The sequence below is a fragment of the Moraxella sp. ZY200743 genome, assembly GCF_050885545.1.
Classification (GTDB): Bacteria; Pseudomonadota; Gammaproteobacteria; order Pseudomonadales; family Moraxellaceae; genus Moraxella; species Moraxella haemolytica.
Genome location: NZ_CP091313.1, coordinates 432,748 through 451,554 on the forward strand (window position 1 = coordinate 432,748; position 18,807 = coordinate 451,554).

The 18,807-nt window shown below is 42.6% G+C and carries 12 protein-coding genes, 2 tRNA genes and 3 rRNA genes; 14 read left to right on the plus strand and 3 right to left on the minus strand.

The features are described 5' to 3' along the window. Positions 1 to 78: 78 nt before the first annotated feature. Positions 79 to 1,392 carry an ATP-binding cassette domain-containing protein gene (locus L3D27_RS02050; protein WP_432481420.1) on the minus strand — a complete coding sequence of 438 codons (1,314 nt, stop codon included), beginning with the start codon at positions 1,390 to 1,392 and terminating at the stop codon, positions 79 to 81. 206 nt (positions 1,393 to 1,598) lie between these two features. Continuing rightward, the gene (thrS, locus tag L3D27_RS02055) at positions 1,599 to 3,533 is read right to left on the minus strand and encodes a threonine--tRNA ligase (protein ID WP_432481421.1); all 1,935 of its coding nucleotides are present in this window, start codon (positions 3,531 to 3,533) and stop codon (positions 1,599 to 1,601) included. A gap of 284 nt (positions 3,534 to 3,817) precedes the next feature. On the opposite strand from thrS, the gene L3D27_RS02060 reads away from it, so the two are divergent. The 14 genes from L3D27_RS02060 (at position 3,818) to L3D27_RS02125 (ending at position 18,076) form a co-directional block, all read left to right on the plus strand. Then, a complete protein-coding gene (locus L3D27_RS02060; RefSeq protein WP_284674024.1) occupies positions 3,818 to 4,765 on the plus strand; it encodes a metal ABC transporter substrate-binding protein in 948 nt (315 codons plus the stop codon). A 397-nt stretch (positions 4,766 to 5,162) separates the two neighbouring features. After that, a complete protein-coding gene (locus tag L3D27_RS02065; protein WP_373627803.1) occupies positions 5,163 to 6,188 on the plus strand; it encodes a metal ABC transporter ATP-binding protein in 1,026 nt (341 codons plus the stop codon). Then, positions 6,181 to 7,056, plus strand: a complete 876-nt coding sequence (locus L3D27_RS02070) for a metal ABC transporter permease (protein ID WP_373627801.1) — start codon at positions 6,181 to 6,183, stop codon at positions 7,054 to 7,056. Before L3D27_RS02065 ends, L3D27_RS02070 begins: the two co-directional genes overlap by 8 nt. 44 nt (positions 7,057 to 7,100) lie before the next feature. Next, entirely contained in the window at positions 7,101 to 7,928 is an 828-nt protein-coding gene (locus tag L3D27_RS02075) for a metal ABC transporter permease (RefSeq protein ID WP_432481422.1), read from the plus strand. 69 nt (positions 7,929 to 7,997) lie between these two features. Beyond that, positions 7,998 to 9,008 carry a threonine aldolase family protein gene (locus L3D27_RS02080; protein WP_432481423.1) on the plus strand — a complete coding sequence of 337 codons (1,011 nt, stop codon included), beginning with the start codon at positions 7,998 to 8,000 and terminating at the stop codon, positions 9,006 to 9,008. A gap of 627 nt (positions 9,009 to 9,635) precedes the next feature. Further along, a 16S ribosomal RNA gene (locus tag L3D27_RS02085) occupies positions 9,636 to 11,167 on the plus strand. Between the two features lie 61 nt (positions 11,168 to 11,228). Continuing rightward, positions 11,229 to 11,305, plus strand: a tRNA-Ile gene (locus L3D27_RS02090). Between the two features lie 4 nt (positions 11,306 to 11,309). Continuing rightward, positions 11,310 to 11,385 (plus strand) — tRNA-Ala (locus L3D27_RS02095). Between the two features lie 267 nt (positions 11,386 to 11,652). Then, positions 11,653 to 14,510: ribosomal RNA gene (locus tag L3D27_RS02100) — 23S ribosomal RNA — on the plus strand. 131 nt (positions 14,511 to 14,641) lie between these two features. Then, positions 14,642 to 14,755, plus strand: a 5S ribosomal RNA gene (rrf, locus tag L3D27_RS02105). Together the 16S, 23S and 5S rRNA genes with 2 tRNA genes alongside form the textbook arrangement of a ribosomal RNA operon. 60 nt (positions 14,756 to 14,815) lie before the next feature. Beyond that, complete coding sequence (locus L3D27_RS02110) at positions 14,816 to 15,352, plus strand: pilus assembly FimT family protein (RefSeq protein WP_284674029.1); 537 nt, start codon at positions 14,816 to 14,818, stop codon at positions 15,350 to 15,352. 11 nt (positions 15,353 to 15,363) lie between these two features. After that, positions 15,364 to 16,398, plus strand: coding sequence for a 5'-nucleotidase (locus L3D27_RS02115; RefSeq protein ID WP_284674030.1), 1,035 nt, complete (start codon positions 15,364 to 15,366; stop codon positions 16,396 to 16,398). Between the two features lie 68 nt (positions 16,399 to 16,466). Continuing rightward, positions 16,467 to 17,309, plus strand: a complete 843-nt coding sequence (locus tag L3D27_RS02120) for a TatD family hydrolase (protein ID WP_432481424.1) — start codon at positions 16,467 to 16,469, stop codon at positions 17,307 to 17,309. Next, positions 17,306 to 18,076 (plus strand): tRNA threonylcarbamoyladenosine dehydratase, encoded by a 771-nt coding sequence (locus L3D27_RS02125; protein WP_284674032.1) that lies wholly within the window; start codon positions 17,306 to 17,308, stop codon positions 18,074 to 18,076. Before L3D27_RS02120 ends, L3D27_RS02125 begins: the two co-directional genes overlap by 4 nt. 62 nt (positions 18,077 to 18,138) lie before the next feature. Here the strand turns inward: L3D27_RS02125 and efp are convergent, their stop codons facing one another. Further along, a complete protein-coding gene (gene efp, locus L3D27_RS02130) occupies positions 18,139 to 18,708 on the minus strand; it encodes an elongation factor P (protein ID WP_284674033.1) in 570 nt (189 codons plus the stop codon). Between the last annotated feature and the right edge of the window lie 99 nt (positions 18,709 to 18,807).

Below are 18,807 nucleotides of genomic sequence, written 5' to 3' on the forward strand. Positions count from 1 at the left end.
GGTTTAATGATGGTTACTCCAAAAATAAAAAATCACCCCATTATACTTAAGCAATAATAAAATTGCAAGAGTTTTGTCCTAATGTCGGACTTCCACCACCAATGTACTTGTTGCGATTTCATCAATCAATTCATCAAGGGTGGCTTTATTTTCTTTGTCTAGGTTGGCGTCCCATTCATCAAGAATGATGACATCGACATCGTTTTTGTGATTTTCAATCTCAATCAGCTGTGAAAATAATTTTTGACCGGTTGATTTTTGATCATTTTGACGAAAAAACAAATCATGACTGACAGACAGATAAAAAGCCCTGCCTGACAACCGTGTCTTTAAGTGTAGCAACAGACTGCTTTTGCCAGCACCATTACACCCCCTAATCGTCATTCTGCCAGTTGTTGGCAAATCACTCAGATCAAACTCGCTTAGTGGAATGTCGTTGATAACCATCTGCTGAAAATCAATCCTGCTTAATACATCGACATCAGGTGCATTTAAAGAATGCTTCAAGCCAGTCAATTTGGCTTTGATGCTAGAAAAATTGGTCTGATGAAAAACAAGTGCTTGCCCCATTTGCAGAAGCTGGATTTGTCTTGGTAGTGTCGCCACCAACAACGCCAAAAATACATAATCTTCATGATTTTGAATGAACAGATACGAAATAAAACCCAGTACAGGCAACATGAACAATATCATGTCAAGACTTGAAATCAGATGATTGAACGATTGGTTGGCGACTTGAAGTTTTTTTGAGCGTTCAAAATGATGTCGGTAAATTTTAGTAAAAATGCCCATGTTATATCGATTAAAAATGACGACATGGTCCCAGATTCTATTTAAGGTGGCGATGAAAGAGATTCTGGATTTTTGAGACATGGTGGACAGTCTTGATATGTTCTTTTGATGATAAAAAATAAACATCTCCACAAGCAAAAACCCACAGACATAAGCCATCAGTAGGTAACGATCGAGAAAAAATCCCAAAATCAACACATTGATTGATAAGTTTAAAATCAATGCCACACCATCAAAGACGAAATCAAGCGTGTCATCAATCACAGATTTACCCTCTTGGCTGACAAAGACCGTACTTTGGGCTTTTAATTGTTTGTCGCTTAACAAAAAAGTTTTGCCACAAAAGATCTTAACAAATCTTTGCACATAATCATCTAACAACTCAAATTTTGACTTTTCCAAATAAACACTTGCCAAATAAGCAGGAACATACACAACGACCAATGACACAACGAAGCCAATCAAATTGATCAAAAAGTCCTGATGTTGAGCGATGTCTATGGCAAGCTTGGCAATGAAATAGGTGGATAAGCCGACAATCACTTGTTGTACGACCAAAAAAGCGAGTGAAATATATAATGATGGTGTGATGATTTTCATAACAAAGAATAATAAAGCCACTTACTGATATATCTACTCACCGTATGTGACTGGTTAATAAAAAAGCATGATTTAAAAATAAAGCTATTTTTTAAATCTGTAAGGATTTGATTGAGATTTGGAGTATTTGTGAACACTCAAATTAAGTGTTAATTTAAAAAATCCACCCAGAATTGCCTTTGGATGGATTTTTTAATTAAGCCAAATTATTCGCTATCTGCCTTCGGCTCAATTCTACCTTTTTTCTCAATCGCTGTATCCAACACTTTGATAAAGTCATCAAGCAACATACTACCTAGATTCTCGCCTTCACGAGTGCGGACATTGACCGTGCCACTTTCTACTTCTTTATCGCCTAGAACTAGCATAAACGGAATGCGTTCAAGGGTGCGTTCACGGATTTTAAAGCCGATTTTTTCGTTACGCAAATCACTCATGGCACGGTAACCTTTGTCGTTTAAGGTTTTAACAGTGTCTGCCACAGCATCGGCTTGCTTATCTGTGATATTCATTACTACGATTTGTTGAGGGGCAAGCCATGCAGGGAACCAACCTGCATAATGCTCAATCAAAATGCCAATAAAGCGTTCAAATGAACCTAAAATCGCACGGTGAAGCATCACAGGACGGACTCGCTCGCCTGTTTCGCTGATGTATTCTGCCCCTAGTCGATCAGGTAGGTTAAAGTCTAGTTGGAGTGTGCCACATTGCCACACACGACCCAAGCAGTCTTTTAGGCTAAATTCAATCTTAGGTCCATAAAACGCTCCTTCACCCTCTTGTAGCTCCCATGCAAGTCCTGCAGTATCAAGAGCATATGCTAGGGCTTTTTCAGCATCGTCCCACAGTGCATCCGCCCCAACTCGTTTTTCTGGGCGAGTGGAGAGTTTCATTTGTACTTCATCAAAGCCAAAATCTTTATAGACGGCAAGAGTGAGTTTAATGAAGGCTTGGGCTTCATCTCGGATTTGTTCATGCGAGCAGAAAATATGGGCGTCATCTTGCACAAAGCCACGCACACGCATGATGCCATGTAGTGAGCCTGATGGTTCGTTACGGTGGCACGAGCCAAATTCGGCAAGGCGTAGGGGCAGATCACGATAGGACTTTAATCCTTGATTAAATACTTGCACATGACAAGGGCAGTTCATTGGTTTGACAGCGTAATCTCGTTTTTCGCTTGATGTGGTGAACATCATTTCGCCATAATTTTCCCAATGTCCAGATTTTTCCCACAGACTTCTGTCCACGACTTGTGGCGTTTTGATTTCCAGATAGCTGTTGTCTTTTTGTACTTTACGCATATATTGCTCAAGCACTTGCCATACCGTCCAGCCATTGGGATGCCAAAACACCATGCCTGGTGCTTCTTCTTGCAAGTGAAATAAATCAAGTGCTTTGCCGATTTTGCGATGGTCTCGTTTTTCGGCTTCTTCTATGCGTTTGATGTAAGCGGCAAGTTCTTTTTTGTCCGCCCATGCCGTGCCGTAGATGCGTTGCAACTGCTCGTTTTTAGCGTCGCCTCGCCAATACGCACCGCTCATTTTGGTCAGTTTGAATGCCTTTAAAAAGCGAGTATTAGGAACATGTGGTCCACGACACATATCAATGTATTCTTGATGGTAATACAGTCCCATCGCCGTCTCATCTGGCATATCATCAATTAAGCGAAGTTTATATTCTTCGCCACGAGCCTTGAATACTTCAATGACCTCATCTCTTGGGGTCATTTTTTTGATGACATCATAATCTTGATTGATAAGCTCATGCATGCGAGTTTCAATCACTCCCATATCCTCTTGGGTGAAGGGCTTATCGCTATAGATGTCATAATAAAAGCCATCTTCAATCACAGGTCCTATGACCATTTTAACTTCTGGAAACAGTTGCTTAACAGCGTGTCCTAAAAGGTGAGCACACGAGTGGCGGATGATTTCTACGCCCTCAGCGTCTTTTGGCGTAACGATTTGTACGGTCGCATCTTCGGTGATGGGATCGCATGCGTCCACAAGTTTGCCATTTACTTTGCCTGCAACGGTGGCTTTGGCAAGACCTGCACCGATGGATTGAGCGATGTCCATGACGGTTGTTGCACCGTCAAAGTGCTTGACATCGCCATTGGGAAGGGTGATTGCGACCATAAGAGTACTCCTAAAATTGGCGTTGGCAGTGATATTTGCTACCATCAAATATTTGACCGCTACCAGTGGATTTTAAAAAAACAAAAAGATTTATCTGGTTTGCTAGATAAAAAGAGCTATTATAACAAATTTTTGAATAATAAAAACAAGGGATTTTGATATACTGCTGATGTCATCATGATATGCAATCACTTGACTAATTAAATAAAAACAGTTATTATTATCATATACAATGTTATCATTAAGAGTGCAACAAATTCAAACAACTTAAAAAAAGAGGATATATGATAAATAACAGCCTAAAAAAAATGCTCCCTGCATTCATTGGCTCGGTACTACTATTAACCGCTTGCGGTGCTGATAAGCCTGCTGAACAAAGCAAGGATACCTTGTCTGTTCAAAAGGATAAAATGATGGTTGTAACGACTTTTACCATCATTGCTGACATTGCCCAAAATGTGGCAGGAGATGTGGCAGATGTTGAATCTATCACCAAAGCAGGGGCGGAGATTCATGATTATGAACCGACCCCAAAGGACATTGCTAAGGTTAAGGAGGCGGATTTAATCTTGCATAATGGCATGAATTTAGAACGCTGGTTTGATAAATTTTACCAAGATGCCAAAGATACGCCTGAGGTGGTTGTTACCGAAGGCATCACGCCCTTGATGATTAAGGCTGGTTCTTATAAGGATTTGCCAAATCCGCACGCTTGGATGTCGCCAACCAATGCACTGATTTATGTAGAAAACATCAAAAATGCTCTGATTGCTCATGACCCAAAAAATAAAGATATTTATATTAAAAATGCCGAAGTTTATCGCCAAAAAATCAAAGCATTAGATGAACCGCTGCGTGCTAAATTTGCAAGCATTCCAAAAGCTCAGCGTTGGCTAGTAACAAGCGAGGGGGCGTTTAGCTATCTTGCAAAAGATTATGGGCTTAATGAGGCGTATCTGTGGGATATTAATGCTGAACAGCAAGGCACTCCTAAGCAGGTCAGAACGCTCATTGAAACCATCAAAACTCACAAGATTCCTGTGGTGTTTAGTGAAAGCACCATCAGTGACAAACCTATCAAGCAAGTCGCTAAAGAGACAGGTGTTTCTTATGGTGGCGTGCTGTATGTTGACAGTCTGTCCGAGCAGGGTGGTAAAGTGCCAACATACCTTGACCTATTAGATGTAACAACTTCTACCATTGTGCAGGGTTTTGATAAGGCAAAAAAATAGCAAAACAATTCTAAAATTTGGCAGGATAGTAGTCTTGCCAAATTTTTTGTAATTTTGGATATTTATCGGTACAATAATCATGATTGGATTGAAAAATGCCCGATGATCTATAGCATTGTTAATTTATTGAGCTATTAGATGATTAAGTGTGTTTTGATTGATTTTTTCAATCAATAATCTTATTTTAAATAAATTTTAAAAGTCAAACTTGTGGTTTAAAATATAAAAACCTTATTTCTGTTAGGGTTTTTTATATTTGAAAAGTTGCCAGTTGCAGTCTTTTGATGCTTTTTTAAATAAAAGAATATCGTCATTATTCTTTTTTGATTTAACAAACATGACAATCGCCGTTATGCCTGTTGCCATATTTGTTAAATTAACTGTTTTTTAATGATTTATGGAAAAAATTTCTCGTTTGGTTGCCAGTATTGATGTTAAGGCGTTAAATGTCCGTTATACCAATGGGCATCACGCTCTTGATGATGTTAACTTCACCCTAATAGGTGGTACGACTTGTGCTTTGGTCGGCGTTAATGGTTCTGGTAAGTCCACATTGTTTAAATCCATTATGGGGTTGATTAAACCTCAGACAGGGCAGATTTTGCTCTGCGGTATGCCAATTCACCAAGCCCTAAAACGAAATTTGGTCGCTTATGTCCCTCAAAGTGAGGAGGTGGACTGGCAGTTTCCTGTGTCAGTTTATGATGTGGTGATGATGGGTCGTTATGGCTACATGAATTTTTTGCGATTGCCCAAAAGCATTGATAAGCAAAAAGTGGCGGACGCTATGGTAAGAGTGGACATTAGCCATCTAAAACACCGCCAAATCAGTGAGTTGTCTGGCGGTCAAAAAAAACGAGTATTCTTAGCAAGAGCACTCGCCCAAGAAAGTCGGGTTATCCTATTAGATGAACCATTTACAGGCGTGGATGTCAAAACCGAAAAAGCAATCATGGCATTGCTAGATGATTTGCGAGCTGAAGGGCATCTGATTTTAATCTCAACGCATAATTTAGGGACGATTCCAGAGTTTTGTGATCAGGTGGTGATGATAAATCGTTCCATTGTGGCAGAAGGGGCAACCAAAGACACTTTTACCCAAGAAAATCTAGAAAAGGTTTTTGGTGGCGTATTAAGGCAAATTCGTTTATCTGGCAAGGATTTGCATGATGATGACGATAATCGCTCAGTAACGATTTTGGCAGATGATGAAGTCCCAGCGGTGTTTTATGGTATTCAGCAAGGCACGCCAGAGAGTGTCCACTGCACCGCCAGTGAGATGAGTCAAGCAAGTCAGGCGAGCCGTATTGGTCAGGTAAATATGAACCTGCCCAAAAAACCCAAAAACGACGGCGTGCAACTATTTAACCCTAAGGCGAACACAACCATATCATCAGTGACTCAAGGAGAGAATCGTGATTGAATTATTCTCCTTACTGACTGAGCCTTTTGCTTATGAATACATGCTTAAGGCAATGGCGTTGTCATCATTGGTTGGTGGGGTGTGTGCATTGCTATCTGCTTATCTTATGCTCAAAGGCTGGTCGCTTATTGGTGATGCTTTGTCTCATGCGGTTGTACCTGGTGTGGCGATTGCGTACGCATTGGGGTTGCCTTTTGCGGTGGGAGCATTTTTTTCGGGCATTTTGGCGGCTTTATCAATTTTATGGGTAAAGTCTTTAACTCAGCTTAAAGAAGATGCGGTCATTGGTTTTATATTTACTGCTTTTTTTGCTTTAGGACTGTTCATCATCTCTATCAGCCCCACCCCAGTTAATGTCCAAGAGATTATCTTTGGCAATATTTTGGGTATTTCTGATGGGGATATGATACAAGTTGGCATTGTCATGGGCATGGCACTTGTTTTTTTACTCATTTTTTGGAAAGATTTGCTTGTGGTCTTTTTTGATGAGATTCATGCTAGGTCGGTGGGGTTATCCCCAAAAGTTTATCAGGTGCTATTTTTTATTTTATTGTCAGCTTGTGTGGTTTCGGCCTTGCAGACAGTGGGGGCGATTTTGGTCATTGCGATGGTGATTACGCCAGGAGCAACCGCTTATCAACTGACCGACCGTTTTGCATCCATGCTGTTGATTGCAGGGTTTTTGGGGGTGATGACAGGTGGCGTGGGTGTGTATTTGAGTTATTATCTTGATGGGGCGACAGGTGGGATTATTGTGTGTTTGCAGACTTTGGCGTTCATTTTGGCTTTTTTGTTTTCGCCAAAGTTTGGTATCATTACTGAGCGACTAAAAAGAAAAAAAGCCCAACAAAGTGCGATACACGCCTAAAGTTTACCTAATTAACCAATTTTATTGTATAGCCTGATGACATCATGCCAATGCTAGATTTATTAACCAGTCCGCTTACCCATACTTTTATGCAGCACGCACTCATCTCGGCTTTGGCAGTGGGGGCGGTGTGTGCCATTTTATCCTGCTTTGTGGTATTAAAAGGGTGGAGTCTTATGGGGGATGCCATCAGCCATGCTGTATTTCCAGGTGTGGTTGTGGTTGCTTGGTTAGAATTGCCGATATTACTCGGAGCGTTTATGGCAGGATTGCTTTGTGCGACTTTAGTGGGGTTCTTAAAGAATAATACTCGCATAAAGGAAGATACGCTCATGGGGATTGTTTTTGCAGGGATGTTTGCATTAGGTCTTGTGATGTTTACCAGAATTGACACCGACCAGCATTTAAAACATATTTTGTTCGGCAATCTTTTGGGTATTGATAAGGCTGTTCTTATGCAGACCCTTGCCATCTGTGGGGCAGTGCTGTTTGTGGTGCTATTAAAAAGCAAAGATTTACTACTGTATTCATTTGACTCACATCATGCAAAAGTGGCGGGATTATCGCCTAAGTTCTTGCACTATGGATTGCTTATCTTATTATCCGCCACCATTGTGGTTGCCATGCAGGCGGTGGGCGTTATTTTGGTGGTGGCAATGCTTATTTCACCAGGGGTTACCGCCTTTGTGCTGTGCAGACGCTTTTATACCATGTTGGCTGTGGCTGTGGCAAGCTCTTGTTTGACAAGTTTTTTTGGTGTCATCATTAGTTTTCACTTAGATTCAGCGACAGGGGCTACCATTGTATTATTGCAGGCACTGGTATTTATATTAGCGGTAATATATGCTAAGTTCAAACAAAAGCGTATCTAACAGTAACTTGCCCCAATCAACTGCTTCTTAAGAAAATTAGTACACGAAACAGAAGTATAAGGAACTTTCATGAGAAATTTTGCATCGGACAATTATTCAGGGGTGCACCCAAATGTCATGCAAGCACTGGCTGCTGCCAATATCGGACATGTGCTGGCGTATGGTTATGATGAATATACCGATTCTTTACAGCAGATTGTCCGCCAGCATTTTGGTGATAAAGCTCATGCTCTACCAGTATTTAATGGGACAGGGGCAAATGTAGTAGAGCTGCAATCCCTTAACCTGCGTTGGGGTGCGGTTATTTGTGCTGAGTCAGCACACATTCATCAAGATGAAAGTACTGCTCCGCAGGTTGTGGGTGGATTGAAGCTTTTAGCAATCCCAACAAGTGATGGTAAGCTTACCCCAGAGTTGATAAGGACGCAGATGTATAATATCGGCAGTGAGCACAGAGCTCAGCCGAGTGTGGTGTACATCAGTCAGACAACCGAATTTGGTACTTGTTATACGGTTGATGAAATTCGTGCAATTTGTCAGGTGGCTCATGAGCATCAGATGAGAGTTTTTGTTGATGGAGCAAGGTTGTCAAACGCAGCAGCTTACTTGGGCGTTGATTTTCAAGAGATGATTTTTGAAGCAGGCGTGGATATGGTATCGTTTGGTGGCACAAAAAACGGACTGATGATGGGCGAGTGTCTTATCACCTTTGACGAATCGTTAGCACAGTCGCTAAAATTTCTTAGAAAAGTAGGGCTACAGACCGCATCTAAAATGCGTTTTATCTCAGCTCAGTTTATTGAGCTGTTAAGCAATGATTTGTATCTGCATAATGCTAAGCATGCTAATGATATGGCGACTTTATTAGCGGATAAATTAAAGGAGCTTGATATCAATCCAATTTACCAAGTGCAATCAAACGGCGTATTTGTCAAACTCTCAGAAAAGGCTGTTAAATACGCACGCCAAAAATATGCCTTTTATGATTGGGATACTCAAGGAGTAGTGCGTCTGATGTGTAGCTTTGATACCACAAAAGAAGATGTTGTAGATTTGGTCAATTTAATCAGGCAAAATTAGTTTTATAGTATTATATTAATGGCATTATATAGAGCTAACATCAAAAAATCAGAAGGAATCTTAAGCAAAGTGGCTTAAAATTCCTTCTTAAATTGAAGTACTTGATAACAGTCCATCGTGATGAATCAATGGTTTGTTAAAAGAATACTGATTTTTCAACAAAAAACCCCAACAAAATCAACAACCTAAAAAATTAATTAACTTTTTTCAAAAATACCTATTGACCTTAGATGATTTCCCTGTATAATACGCACTCATTCGAACGATGGTTGGTTACAAAACATCAACAAAAAACAAGTTTGAAACCAAATATAAAAGCAAGCCAAATCAAGCCTTTTTAATCTGAAAATTGTCATTAAAAACAAATTTCAAAAATTTTTAAAAAAAGCTTGACACCAAATAAAAACAGCGTATAATACGCACTCATTCGCTGGACGACAACGAATGACACTATTTAAAATCCAAACTAAAGAACAACTTGTGTGGATTTTTGCTAATACAAGATAATACAAAAATTATCATTTATCAAGCAAAAATACTCAAAGTTAATTCATTTACACGATGAGCAAATTTGCTAGTAATAAATGAGCCAAGATTGACCCACTTAATGGGTTACTTAGAAAGATTAAACTGAAGAGTTTGATCATGGCTCAGATTGAACGCTGGCGGCAGGCTTAACACATGCAAGTCGAACGATGACGCTCTAGCTTGCTAGAGAAGATTAGTGGCGAACGGGTGAGTAATGCTTAGGAATCTGCCTATTAGTGGGGGATAACGTAGGGAAACTTACGCTAATACCGCATACGTCTTACGAGAGAAAGGGGGCTTTTAGCTCTCGCTAATAGATGAGCCTAAGTCGGATTAGCTAGTTGGTGGGGTAAAGGCCTACCAAGGCGACGATCTGTAGCTGGTCTGAGAGGATGATCAGCCACACTGGGACTGAGACACGGCCCAGACTCCTACGGGAGGCAGCAGTGGGGAATATTGGACAATGGGCGAAAGCCTGATCCAGCCATGCCGCGTGTGTGAAGAAGGCCTTTTGGTTGTAAAGCACTTTAAGTGGGGAGGAAAAGCTAGTTGCTAATACCAGCTAGCCCTGACGTTACCCACAGAATAAGCACCGGCTAACTCTGTGCCAGCAGCCGCGGTAATACAGAGGGTGCAAGCGTTAATCGGAATTACTGGGCGTAAAGCGAGCGTAGGTGGCTGCTTAAGTCAGATGTGAAATCCCCGGGCTTAACCTGGGAACTGCATCTGATACTGGGTGGCTAGAGTAGGTGAGAGGGAAGTAGAATTCCAGGTGTAGCGGTGAAATGCGTAGAGATCTGGAGGAATACCGATGGCGAAGGCAGCTTCCTGGCATCATACTGACACTGAGGTTCGAAAGCGTGGGTAGCAAACAGGATTAGATACCCTGGTAGTCCACGCCGTAAACGATGTCTACCAGTCGTTGGGTCTCTTGAAGACTTAGTGACGCAGTTAACGCAATAAGTAGACCGCCTGGGGAGTACGGCCGCAAGGTTAAAACTCAAATGAATTGACGGGGGCCCGCACAAGCGGTGGAGCATGTGGTTTAATTCGATGCAACGCGAAGAACCTTACCTGGTCTTGACATACAGAGAATTCGCTAGAGATAGCTTAGTGCCTTCGGGAACTCTGATACAGGTGCTGCATGGCTGTCGTCAGCTCGTGTCGTGAGATGTTGGGTTAAGTCCCGCAACGAGCGCAACCCTTTTCCTTAGTTACCAGCGATTTAAGTCGGGAACTCTAAGGATACTGCCAGTGACAAACTGGAGGAAGGCGGGGACGACGTCAAGTCATCATGGCCCTTACGACCAGGGCTACACACGTGCTACAATGGTAGGTACAAAGGGTTGCTACACAGCGATGTGATGCCAATCTCAAAAAGCCTATCGTAGTCCGGATTGGAGTCTGCAACTCGACTCCATGAAGTCGGAATCGCTAGTAATCGCAGATCAGAATGCTGCGGTGAATACGTTCCCGGGCCTTGTACACACCGCCCGTCACACCATGGGAGTTGATCTCACCAGAAGTGGTTAGCCTAACGCAAGAGGGCGATCACCACGGTGGGGTCGATGACTGGGGTGAAGTCGTAACAAGGTAGCCGTAGGGGAACCTGCGGCTGGATCACCTCCTTAACGATATTATCTGATTAGCAAGAATTCACAACAAGTTGTTCTTTAGTAAGATGTTTAAAACGGGTCTATAGCTCAGTTGGTTAGAGCACCGTGTTGATAACGCGGGGGTCATAAGTTCAAGTCTTATTAGACCCACCATATTGGGGTTATAGCTCAGTTGGTAGAGCGCCTGCCTTGCACGCAGGAGGTCAGGAGTTCGACTCTCCTTAACTCCACCATATTTAAACATCAAAAGCATACATAAGCAATTTGATAAGAGATTTCTTATTTATGCTTTAACTTTATGAACTGACGAAGTTCATATCATTATTTAACAACGAAAATATGAGTCTGGGTTAATTATTTAATTCCAACAAATAATTAACCATTCCAATCACACTCCACTTCTTTTATAGAAGGTGATTGGATAAAGTAAAGAGAACTGAATCAAGCGTAAACATAGGTAAATCGTTACACATTACCCATAAGACCCCTTGGGGTTGTATGGTCAAGTAATGAAGTGCACATGGTGGATGCCTTGGCAGTCAGAGGCGATGAAAGACGTGATAGCCTGCGATAAGCGTCGGTGAGGTGGCAATATCCTGTGACCCGGCGATTTCTGAATGGGGAAACCCACCTATCATAAGATAGGTATTCTATTCTTTGGATAGAAGGCAAACCGGGAGAAGTGAAACATCTCAGTACCCCGAGGAAAAGACATCAATTGAGATTCCCCAAGTAGCGGCGAGCGAACGGGGAGGAGCCGATCAAATTTACAGTAGCAAAATGGCGTGGGAAAGCCAACCATAGTAGGTGATAGTCCTGTATGCGAAACTGTTTATGAGACATATTAAGTAGGGCGAGACACGTGAAATCTTGTCTGAAGATGGGGGGACCATCCTCCAAGGCTAAATACTCCTGACTGACCGATAGTGAACCAGTACCGTGAGGGAAAGGCGAAAAGAACCCCTGTTAGGGGAGTGAAATAGAACCTGAAACCGTGTGCATACAAGCAGTCGGAGCGGACTTGTTCCGTGACGGCGTACCTTTTGTATAATGGGTCAGCGACTTATATTCTGTAGCAAGGTTAACCGTTTAGGGGAGCCGTAGGGAAACCGAGTCTTAATAGGGCGTCTTAGTTGCAGGGTATAGACCCGAAACCGAGTGATCTATCCATGAGCAGGTTGAAAGTGCCGTAACAGGCACCGGAGGACCGAACCCACTGTCGTTGAAAAGCCAGGGGATGACTTGTGGATAGGGGTGAAAGGCTAATCAAACTCGGTGATAGCTGGTTCTCCCCGAAAGCTATTTAGGTAGCGCCTCGGACGAATACCATTGGGGGTAGAGCACTGTTTCGGCTAGGGGGTCACACCGACTTACCAAACCGATGCAAACTCCGAATACCGATGAGTACTATCCGGGAGACAGACGGCGGGTGCTAACGTCCGTCGTCAAGAGGGAAACAACCCAGACCGCCAGCTAAGGCCCCAAATTCCTAGTTAAGTGGGAAACGATGTGGGAAGGCACAGACAGCTAGGATGTTGGCTTAGAAGCAGCCATCATTTAAAGAAAGCGTAATAGCTCACTAGTCGAGTCGGCCTGCGCGGAAGATGTAACGGGGCTCAAACTAGGAGCCGAAGCTGCGGATTTAATTGTTTCAATTAAGTGGTAGGGGAGCGTTGTGTAAGCCTGTGAAGGTGTATCGTAAGGTATGCTGGAGGTATCACAAGAGCGAATGCTGACGTGAGTAACGACAATGCGAGTGAAAAGCTCGCACGCCGGAAGACCAAGGGTTCCAGTCCAACGTTAATCGGGGCTGGGTGAGTCGACCCCTAAGGCGAGGCCGAAAGGCGTAGTCGATGGGAAATTGGTTAATATTCCAATACTTGTTTATGATGCGATGGAGGGACGGAGAAGGTTATGTCAGCCTGGCGTTGGTTGTCCAGGTGGAAGGATGTAGGTAGGTTTAGTAGGCAAATCCGCTAGACTATTACTGAGATCTGATAGCAAGCCAGTTTACTGGCAAAGTGGCAAATACCATGCTTCCAGGAAAAGCTTCTAAGCGATAGTCATAAACAAATCGTACCCGAAACCGACACAGGTGGTCAGGTAGAGAATACCAAGGCGCTTGAGAGAACTCTGCTGAAGGAACTAGGCAAAATGGTACCGTAACTTCGGGAGAAGGTACGCTGCCGATGGTGATAAGACTTGCTCTTTGAGCTGTTGGCAGTCGCAGATACCAGGCTGCTGCAACTGTTTATTAAAAACACAGCACTCTGCAAACACGAAAGTGGACGTATAGGGTGTGATGCCTGCCCGGTGCTGGAAGGTTAATTGATGGGGTTAGCGTAAGCGAAGCTCTTGATCGAAGCCCCAGTAAACGGCGGCCGTAACTATAACGGTCCTAAGGTAGCGAAATTCCTTGTCGGGTAAGTTCCGACCTGCACGAATGGCATAATGATGGCAGCGCTGTCTCCAGCAGAGACTCAGTGAAATCGAAATCGCAGTGAAGATGCTGTGTACCCGCGGCTAGACGGAAAGACCCCGTGAACCTTTACTACAGCTTTACATTGAACTTTGACCTAACTTGTGTAGGATAGGTGGGAGGCTTTGAAGTGGTGACGCCAGTTGCCATGGAGCCAACCTTGAAATACCACCCTGGTTATGTTGGGGTTCTAACTTAGATATAACAGTATCGAGGACAATGTATGGTGGGTAGTTTGACTGGGGCGGTCTCCTCCTAAAGAGTAACGGAGGAGTACGAAGGTGCGCTCAGAACGGTCGGAAATCGTTCAAAGAGTATAAAGGCAAAAGCGCGCTTAACTGCGAGACCCACAAGTCGAGCAGGTACGAAAGTAGGTCTTAGTGATCCGGTGGTTCTGTATGGAAGGGCCATCGCTCAACGGATAAAAGGTACTCTGGGGATAACAGGCTGATACCGCCCAAGAGTTCATATCGACGGCGGTGTTTGGCACCTCGATGTCGGCTCATCTCATCCTGGGGCTGAAGCAGGTCCCAAGGGTATGGCTGTTCGCCATTTAAAGAGGTACGCGAGCTGGGTTTAGAACGTCGTGAGACAGTTCGGTCCCTATCTACCGTGGGCGTTGGAAATTTGAGAGGATCTGCTCCTAGTACGAGAGGACCAGAGTGGACGAACCTCTGGTGTTCCGGTTGTTTCGCCAGAAGCATTGCCGGGTAGCTACGTTCGGATGGGATAACCGCTGAAAGCATCTAAGCGGGAAGCCCACCTCAAGATAAGATTTCCCTAAAGAGCCGTTGTAGACTACGACGTTGATAGGTTGGGTGTGGAAGCATGGTGACATGTGTAGCTAACCAATACTAATTGCTCGTTTGGCTTGACCATACAACACCCAAGTGGTTTAAAACCATTTCATGTGTTGTATAAGTAAGTGTAAAGATTTTACCTAACAAGCTTGAATCAATCTTGAATAAAAATAAAAAAACAGACTCATACAGCGTTGTTAATCCTTTTACGCTGACGACAATAGCAAGATGGAACCACCTGATCCCTTCCCGAACTCAGAAGTGAAATGTCTTAGCGCCGATGGTAGTGTGGTTCGCCCATGTGAGAGTAGGTCATCGTCAGCATCTTATTTCAAACCCCTCACATTGGAAGATGTGGGGGGTTTATGTTTGGGGTTGGGTTTCATGATTGAAAAGCATCAAGAAGGATTTGGGTTGTTTGAGATGATGATTGTGCTATTCATCATTTCCATCTTATTATTTTTTGCCTATCCTTATTATGAAGTATTGGCGCAAAGATTTGAATCTAATGCGGTGCGTCGCTATATTTATGAGTCTATTCGTGTGGCAAAAATAGAAAGCTATGTACAAGACAAGGATGTGATTATTTGTGCGATGAATACATCAGATCAGTGCAGCAAGGTGGCTCAACAGAGGCTTGTGGTATTTTTGGATAACAATCATAACAACCAGTTTGACATAAAAGACGATATTGTTAGCAGCCAACCATTAATTTTAAAATATGGTATAATCGATATGCGTGCTTCGCTAGGTCGAGATTACATGAAGTTCATGGGTGATACAGGTAAACCCCGTGGTAATTTTGGACATATTAAATATTGTAATATTGCTGATAATAAGCAGAACAGCTTTCAAGTAGTGATTAATGCTCACGGCGTGGTTTCTTTAAAACAAGGCGACATGATTGAGATTGGTTGTTAGGTGGTGGTTAGATGGCGGTGGATTTTTCTCAGACTTTGATTGTGGCAATTTCAGCATCGGCATTATTTGATTTATCTGCCATTGAGGATAAATTGCTTACATTAACCCAACAGAATGCAAAAACTGCCGCTAAGCGTTTTCGTGAGTATATGCAATCTCAGGAAAGTGAGCCGTTGCAACATGGTGCAGGCTACCCACTTATTCGTGCCTTATTAAATCTCAATAAGTATCAACAATCAAAGGATTATCATGATGAATCGCCTTTTGTAGAGGTTGTGATTGTTTCTAAGTCCACGCCTGATATGGGTATACAAGTGTTAAATGCAATTCGTACGCACGGTTTGGGTATTACTCGTTCTGCCTTTATATCAGGAGCATCGGTGGCAGATTATATCAAAGACTTTGATGTGGATTTATTTTTAACAACCAATCAAGAGGATGCTCAAAAGGTAGCTGATGCTAAAATTTGTGCTTGTGCGATTTTAGATGCAACCCCTATTGATATCTCTGAGTTAGATACTGAGCAAGTGCGTATCGCTTTTGATGGTGATGCGGTGCTGTTTGATGAAGCTGGTGAGTTGGTATTTCAACAACAAGGTCTGCAAGCATTCCATCATCATGAAGATGAGTTAATGGATTTGCCCATGCAAAAAGGCCCTTATGCGGATTTTTTGATTAAGCTGTCTAAATTGCAAAATAAATTGCCCAATGAGACTGAAGATGCGGTGCACAACCCAATTCGTATTGCTTTGGTTACCGCTAGAAATGCCCCTGCGGATATGAGAGCGATTAAAACTTTGCGTGAATGGGGCGTAAGTGTTGATGTGGCATTCTTTTTGGGTGGGCTTGGTAAAACTAGGGTACTAAAAACTTTTGCTCCGCATATTTTTTTTGATGATTCCATCAGGCATATTAATGCAGCACGGAGTGTGGTACCATCTGCCTTAGTGCCATATCACTCTACTTCTCCACTTAATGAATTGACTAAATCTTTAGACAGCCAAGTTTTTCAACCGGTTAATCCATGTGCGCAGAAAAAATCATAAAGAACAACACGGTTAAAACTTCGTTGTTGTCATTTTATTATTGTTACCAAGATGAAGTAGCCTAAAAAATGACCATTGAATTGATTGATACCCATACACATTTTGATGTGTCTGATTATGATATGACGCGAGATATGCTCACCAAAAGAGCCTACGATGTTGGTGTGCGTCATTTGTTGCTTATTGGTCTTACGGCAAAAAACTTTGAACGGATGCTTAAAGTGCATAAGTTGGTATCTAATCAGCAGTTGGTTCAAGCTCATTTGGCATTTGGACTACATCCTTTATACATCTTTGAACATTGTGATGAAGATTTATCAATGCTTGATGCGTACTTATCTGCTCATCAAAATATTGCTATTTCGGAAATTGGGTTGGATACTTTTGATAAGTCGTTGGCGATACCTGAGATATTTGCCAAACAAGAGCGGTTTTTTATTGAACAAATTAAGCTTGCTCAAAGTCATGACCTGCCCATCATTTTACACATTCGTAAGGCACATGGGCGAGCATTGCAGATTCTAAAAGCACAAAAATATTCTGCTAAGGCACTAGGTGGTATTGCTCATAGCTTTAGTGGTGGTGAGCAAGAAGCACTTGCTTTTGTAAAAATGGGATTTAAATTGGGTATTACAGGGCAAATCACCAATCCCAATGCGAAAAAATTACGCCGAGTGGTCATGATGTTATTTCGCCAATTTGGAACATCGCCTTTTGTGATTGAGACTGATTGCCCCGATATGATGCCAGTGCCTTGCCAACACCAAGGATTTTTGAATGAACCTGCCAATTTGACCTATGTGCTTGACGAGTTGGCAGTCCTATTTAAGATGGATAAAGAAGTACTGGCAAGGCAACTGTGGCAAAATACGAACGAAGCTTTGCGTCAAAATTGGATTTATAAATCATGAATGATGAGATGTTGAGTGCTCGCGGATTTACTGGCACTCGTACGCTGTATGGTCAAAATTTTGAGAAATTCTGTCAGGCTCATGTCTATGTGATTGGTGTGGGTGGTGTAGGTTCTTGGGCGGCCGAAGGTCTTGCTCGAACGGGCGTTGGTGAGATTACTTTGGTGGATTTGGATGTGCTTGTTGAGAGCAATATCAATAGACAATTACCCGCCTTAGCTTCGACGCTTGGTGAGTCAAAGATAGAGGCGATGGCATACCGACTAAAACAAATCAATCCTAACCTTGTGCTAAACTTGGTTGATGATTTTGTTACGCCTGACAACATTAAGACCATACTGCCTACCAAAGAGATGGTGCAAGATGCCTTAGCGATGGGTCGCCGTATTGTGGTGCTTGATTGCGTTGATGACATGAGTGCCAAACTTGCCATCGCCTTGCACTGCCGATTTAATAAAATAAGATTGGTTGTCTCAGGTGGTGCAGGCGGTAAAATTGACCCAACTCAGATTCAGGTTGCCGACCTAAAAGATGTGAGTCAAGACCCACTACTTGCTAAGCTGCGAGTTCGCCTTAAAGAGAAAAATATCAGTCAAAATAAAAAGGGTAAATTTGGCATCAAGTGTGTTTATTCTGCTGAGCAGTTAAAATTGGCGACAGTGTGTGAAAGTGGTCTAAACTGTGGTGGTTATGGCTCAGCGGTGGCGGTAACAAGCGTGGTGGGTATGGTGATGGTATCTGAGTGTCTATCGATGATTGCTAAATAAATAAGGCTTTGGCTTGAATATGGTAATAAAAAATCCCCAAAATTGGGGATTTTTTATTAGGATTATACACGAGAGAGGTATTCACCTGTACGAGTATCAACCTTGACAATCTCTTCTTGCTGTACAAATAGTGGTACACGAACGACAGCACCTGTTTCTAGGCGTGCAGGCTTACCACCACCGCCAGAAGTATCGCCACGAAGACCAGGGTCTGTCTCAACGATTTGTAGTTCAACGAAGTTTGGTGGGGTAACACTCAATGGTGTGCCGTTAAAAAGGGTGATGGTGCAAAGTGCGTTTGAGTTTTCTTTTAGCCATTGTGCTGCATCGCCCATGGCGTTTTTATCAGCAGACATTTGCTCAAAGGTTTCTGGGTGCATGAAATGCCAAAACTCGCCATCATTGTACAGATAGTTCATTTCGGTATCAAGCACATCCGCACCTTCTAGGTTATCGCCAGATTTAAAGGTTTGTTCTAGAACTTTACCAGTTTTTAGATTGCGAAGTTTTACACGGTTAAAGGCTTGACCTTTACCTGGTTTTACATATTCGTTTTCGATGATGGAGCAGGGGTTGCCATCAAGCATAACTTTTAGACCTGCTTTAAAATCATTGGTAGAATAACTTGCCATGATGATTACCTTTTTTAAAAAAGAAAAACTTGTTAAAAAACAAACTGGGGCGAAAGTGCGGTATAATAAAACGCCCGAAAATGTCGCTAAACAGCACAT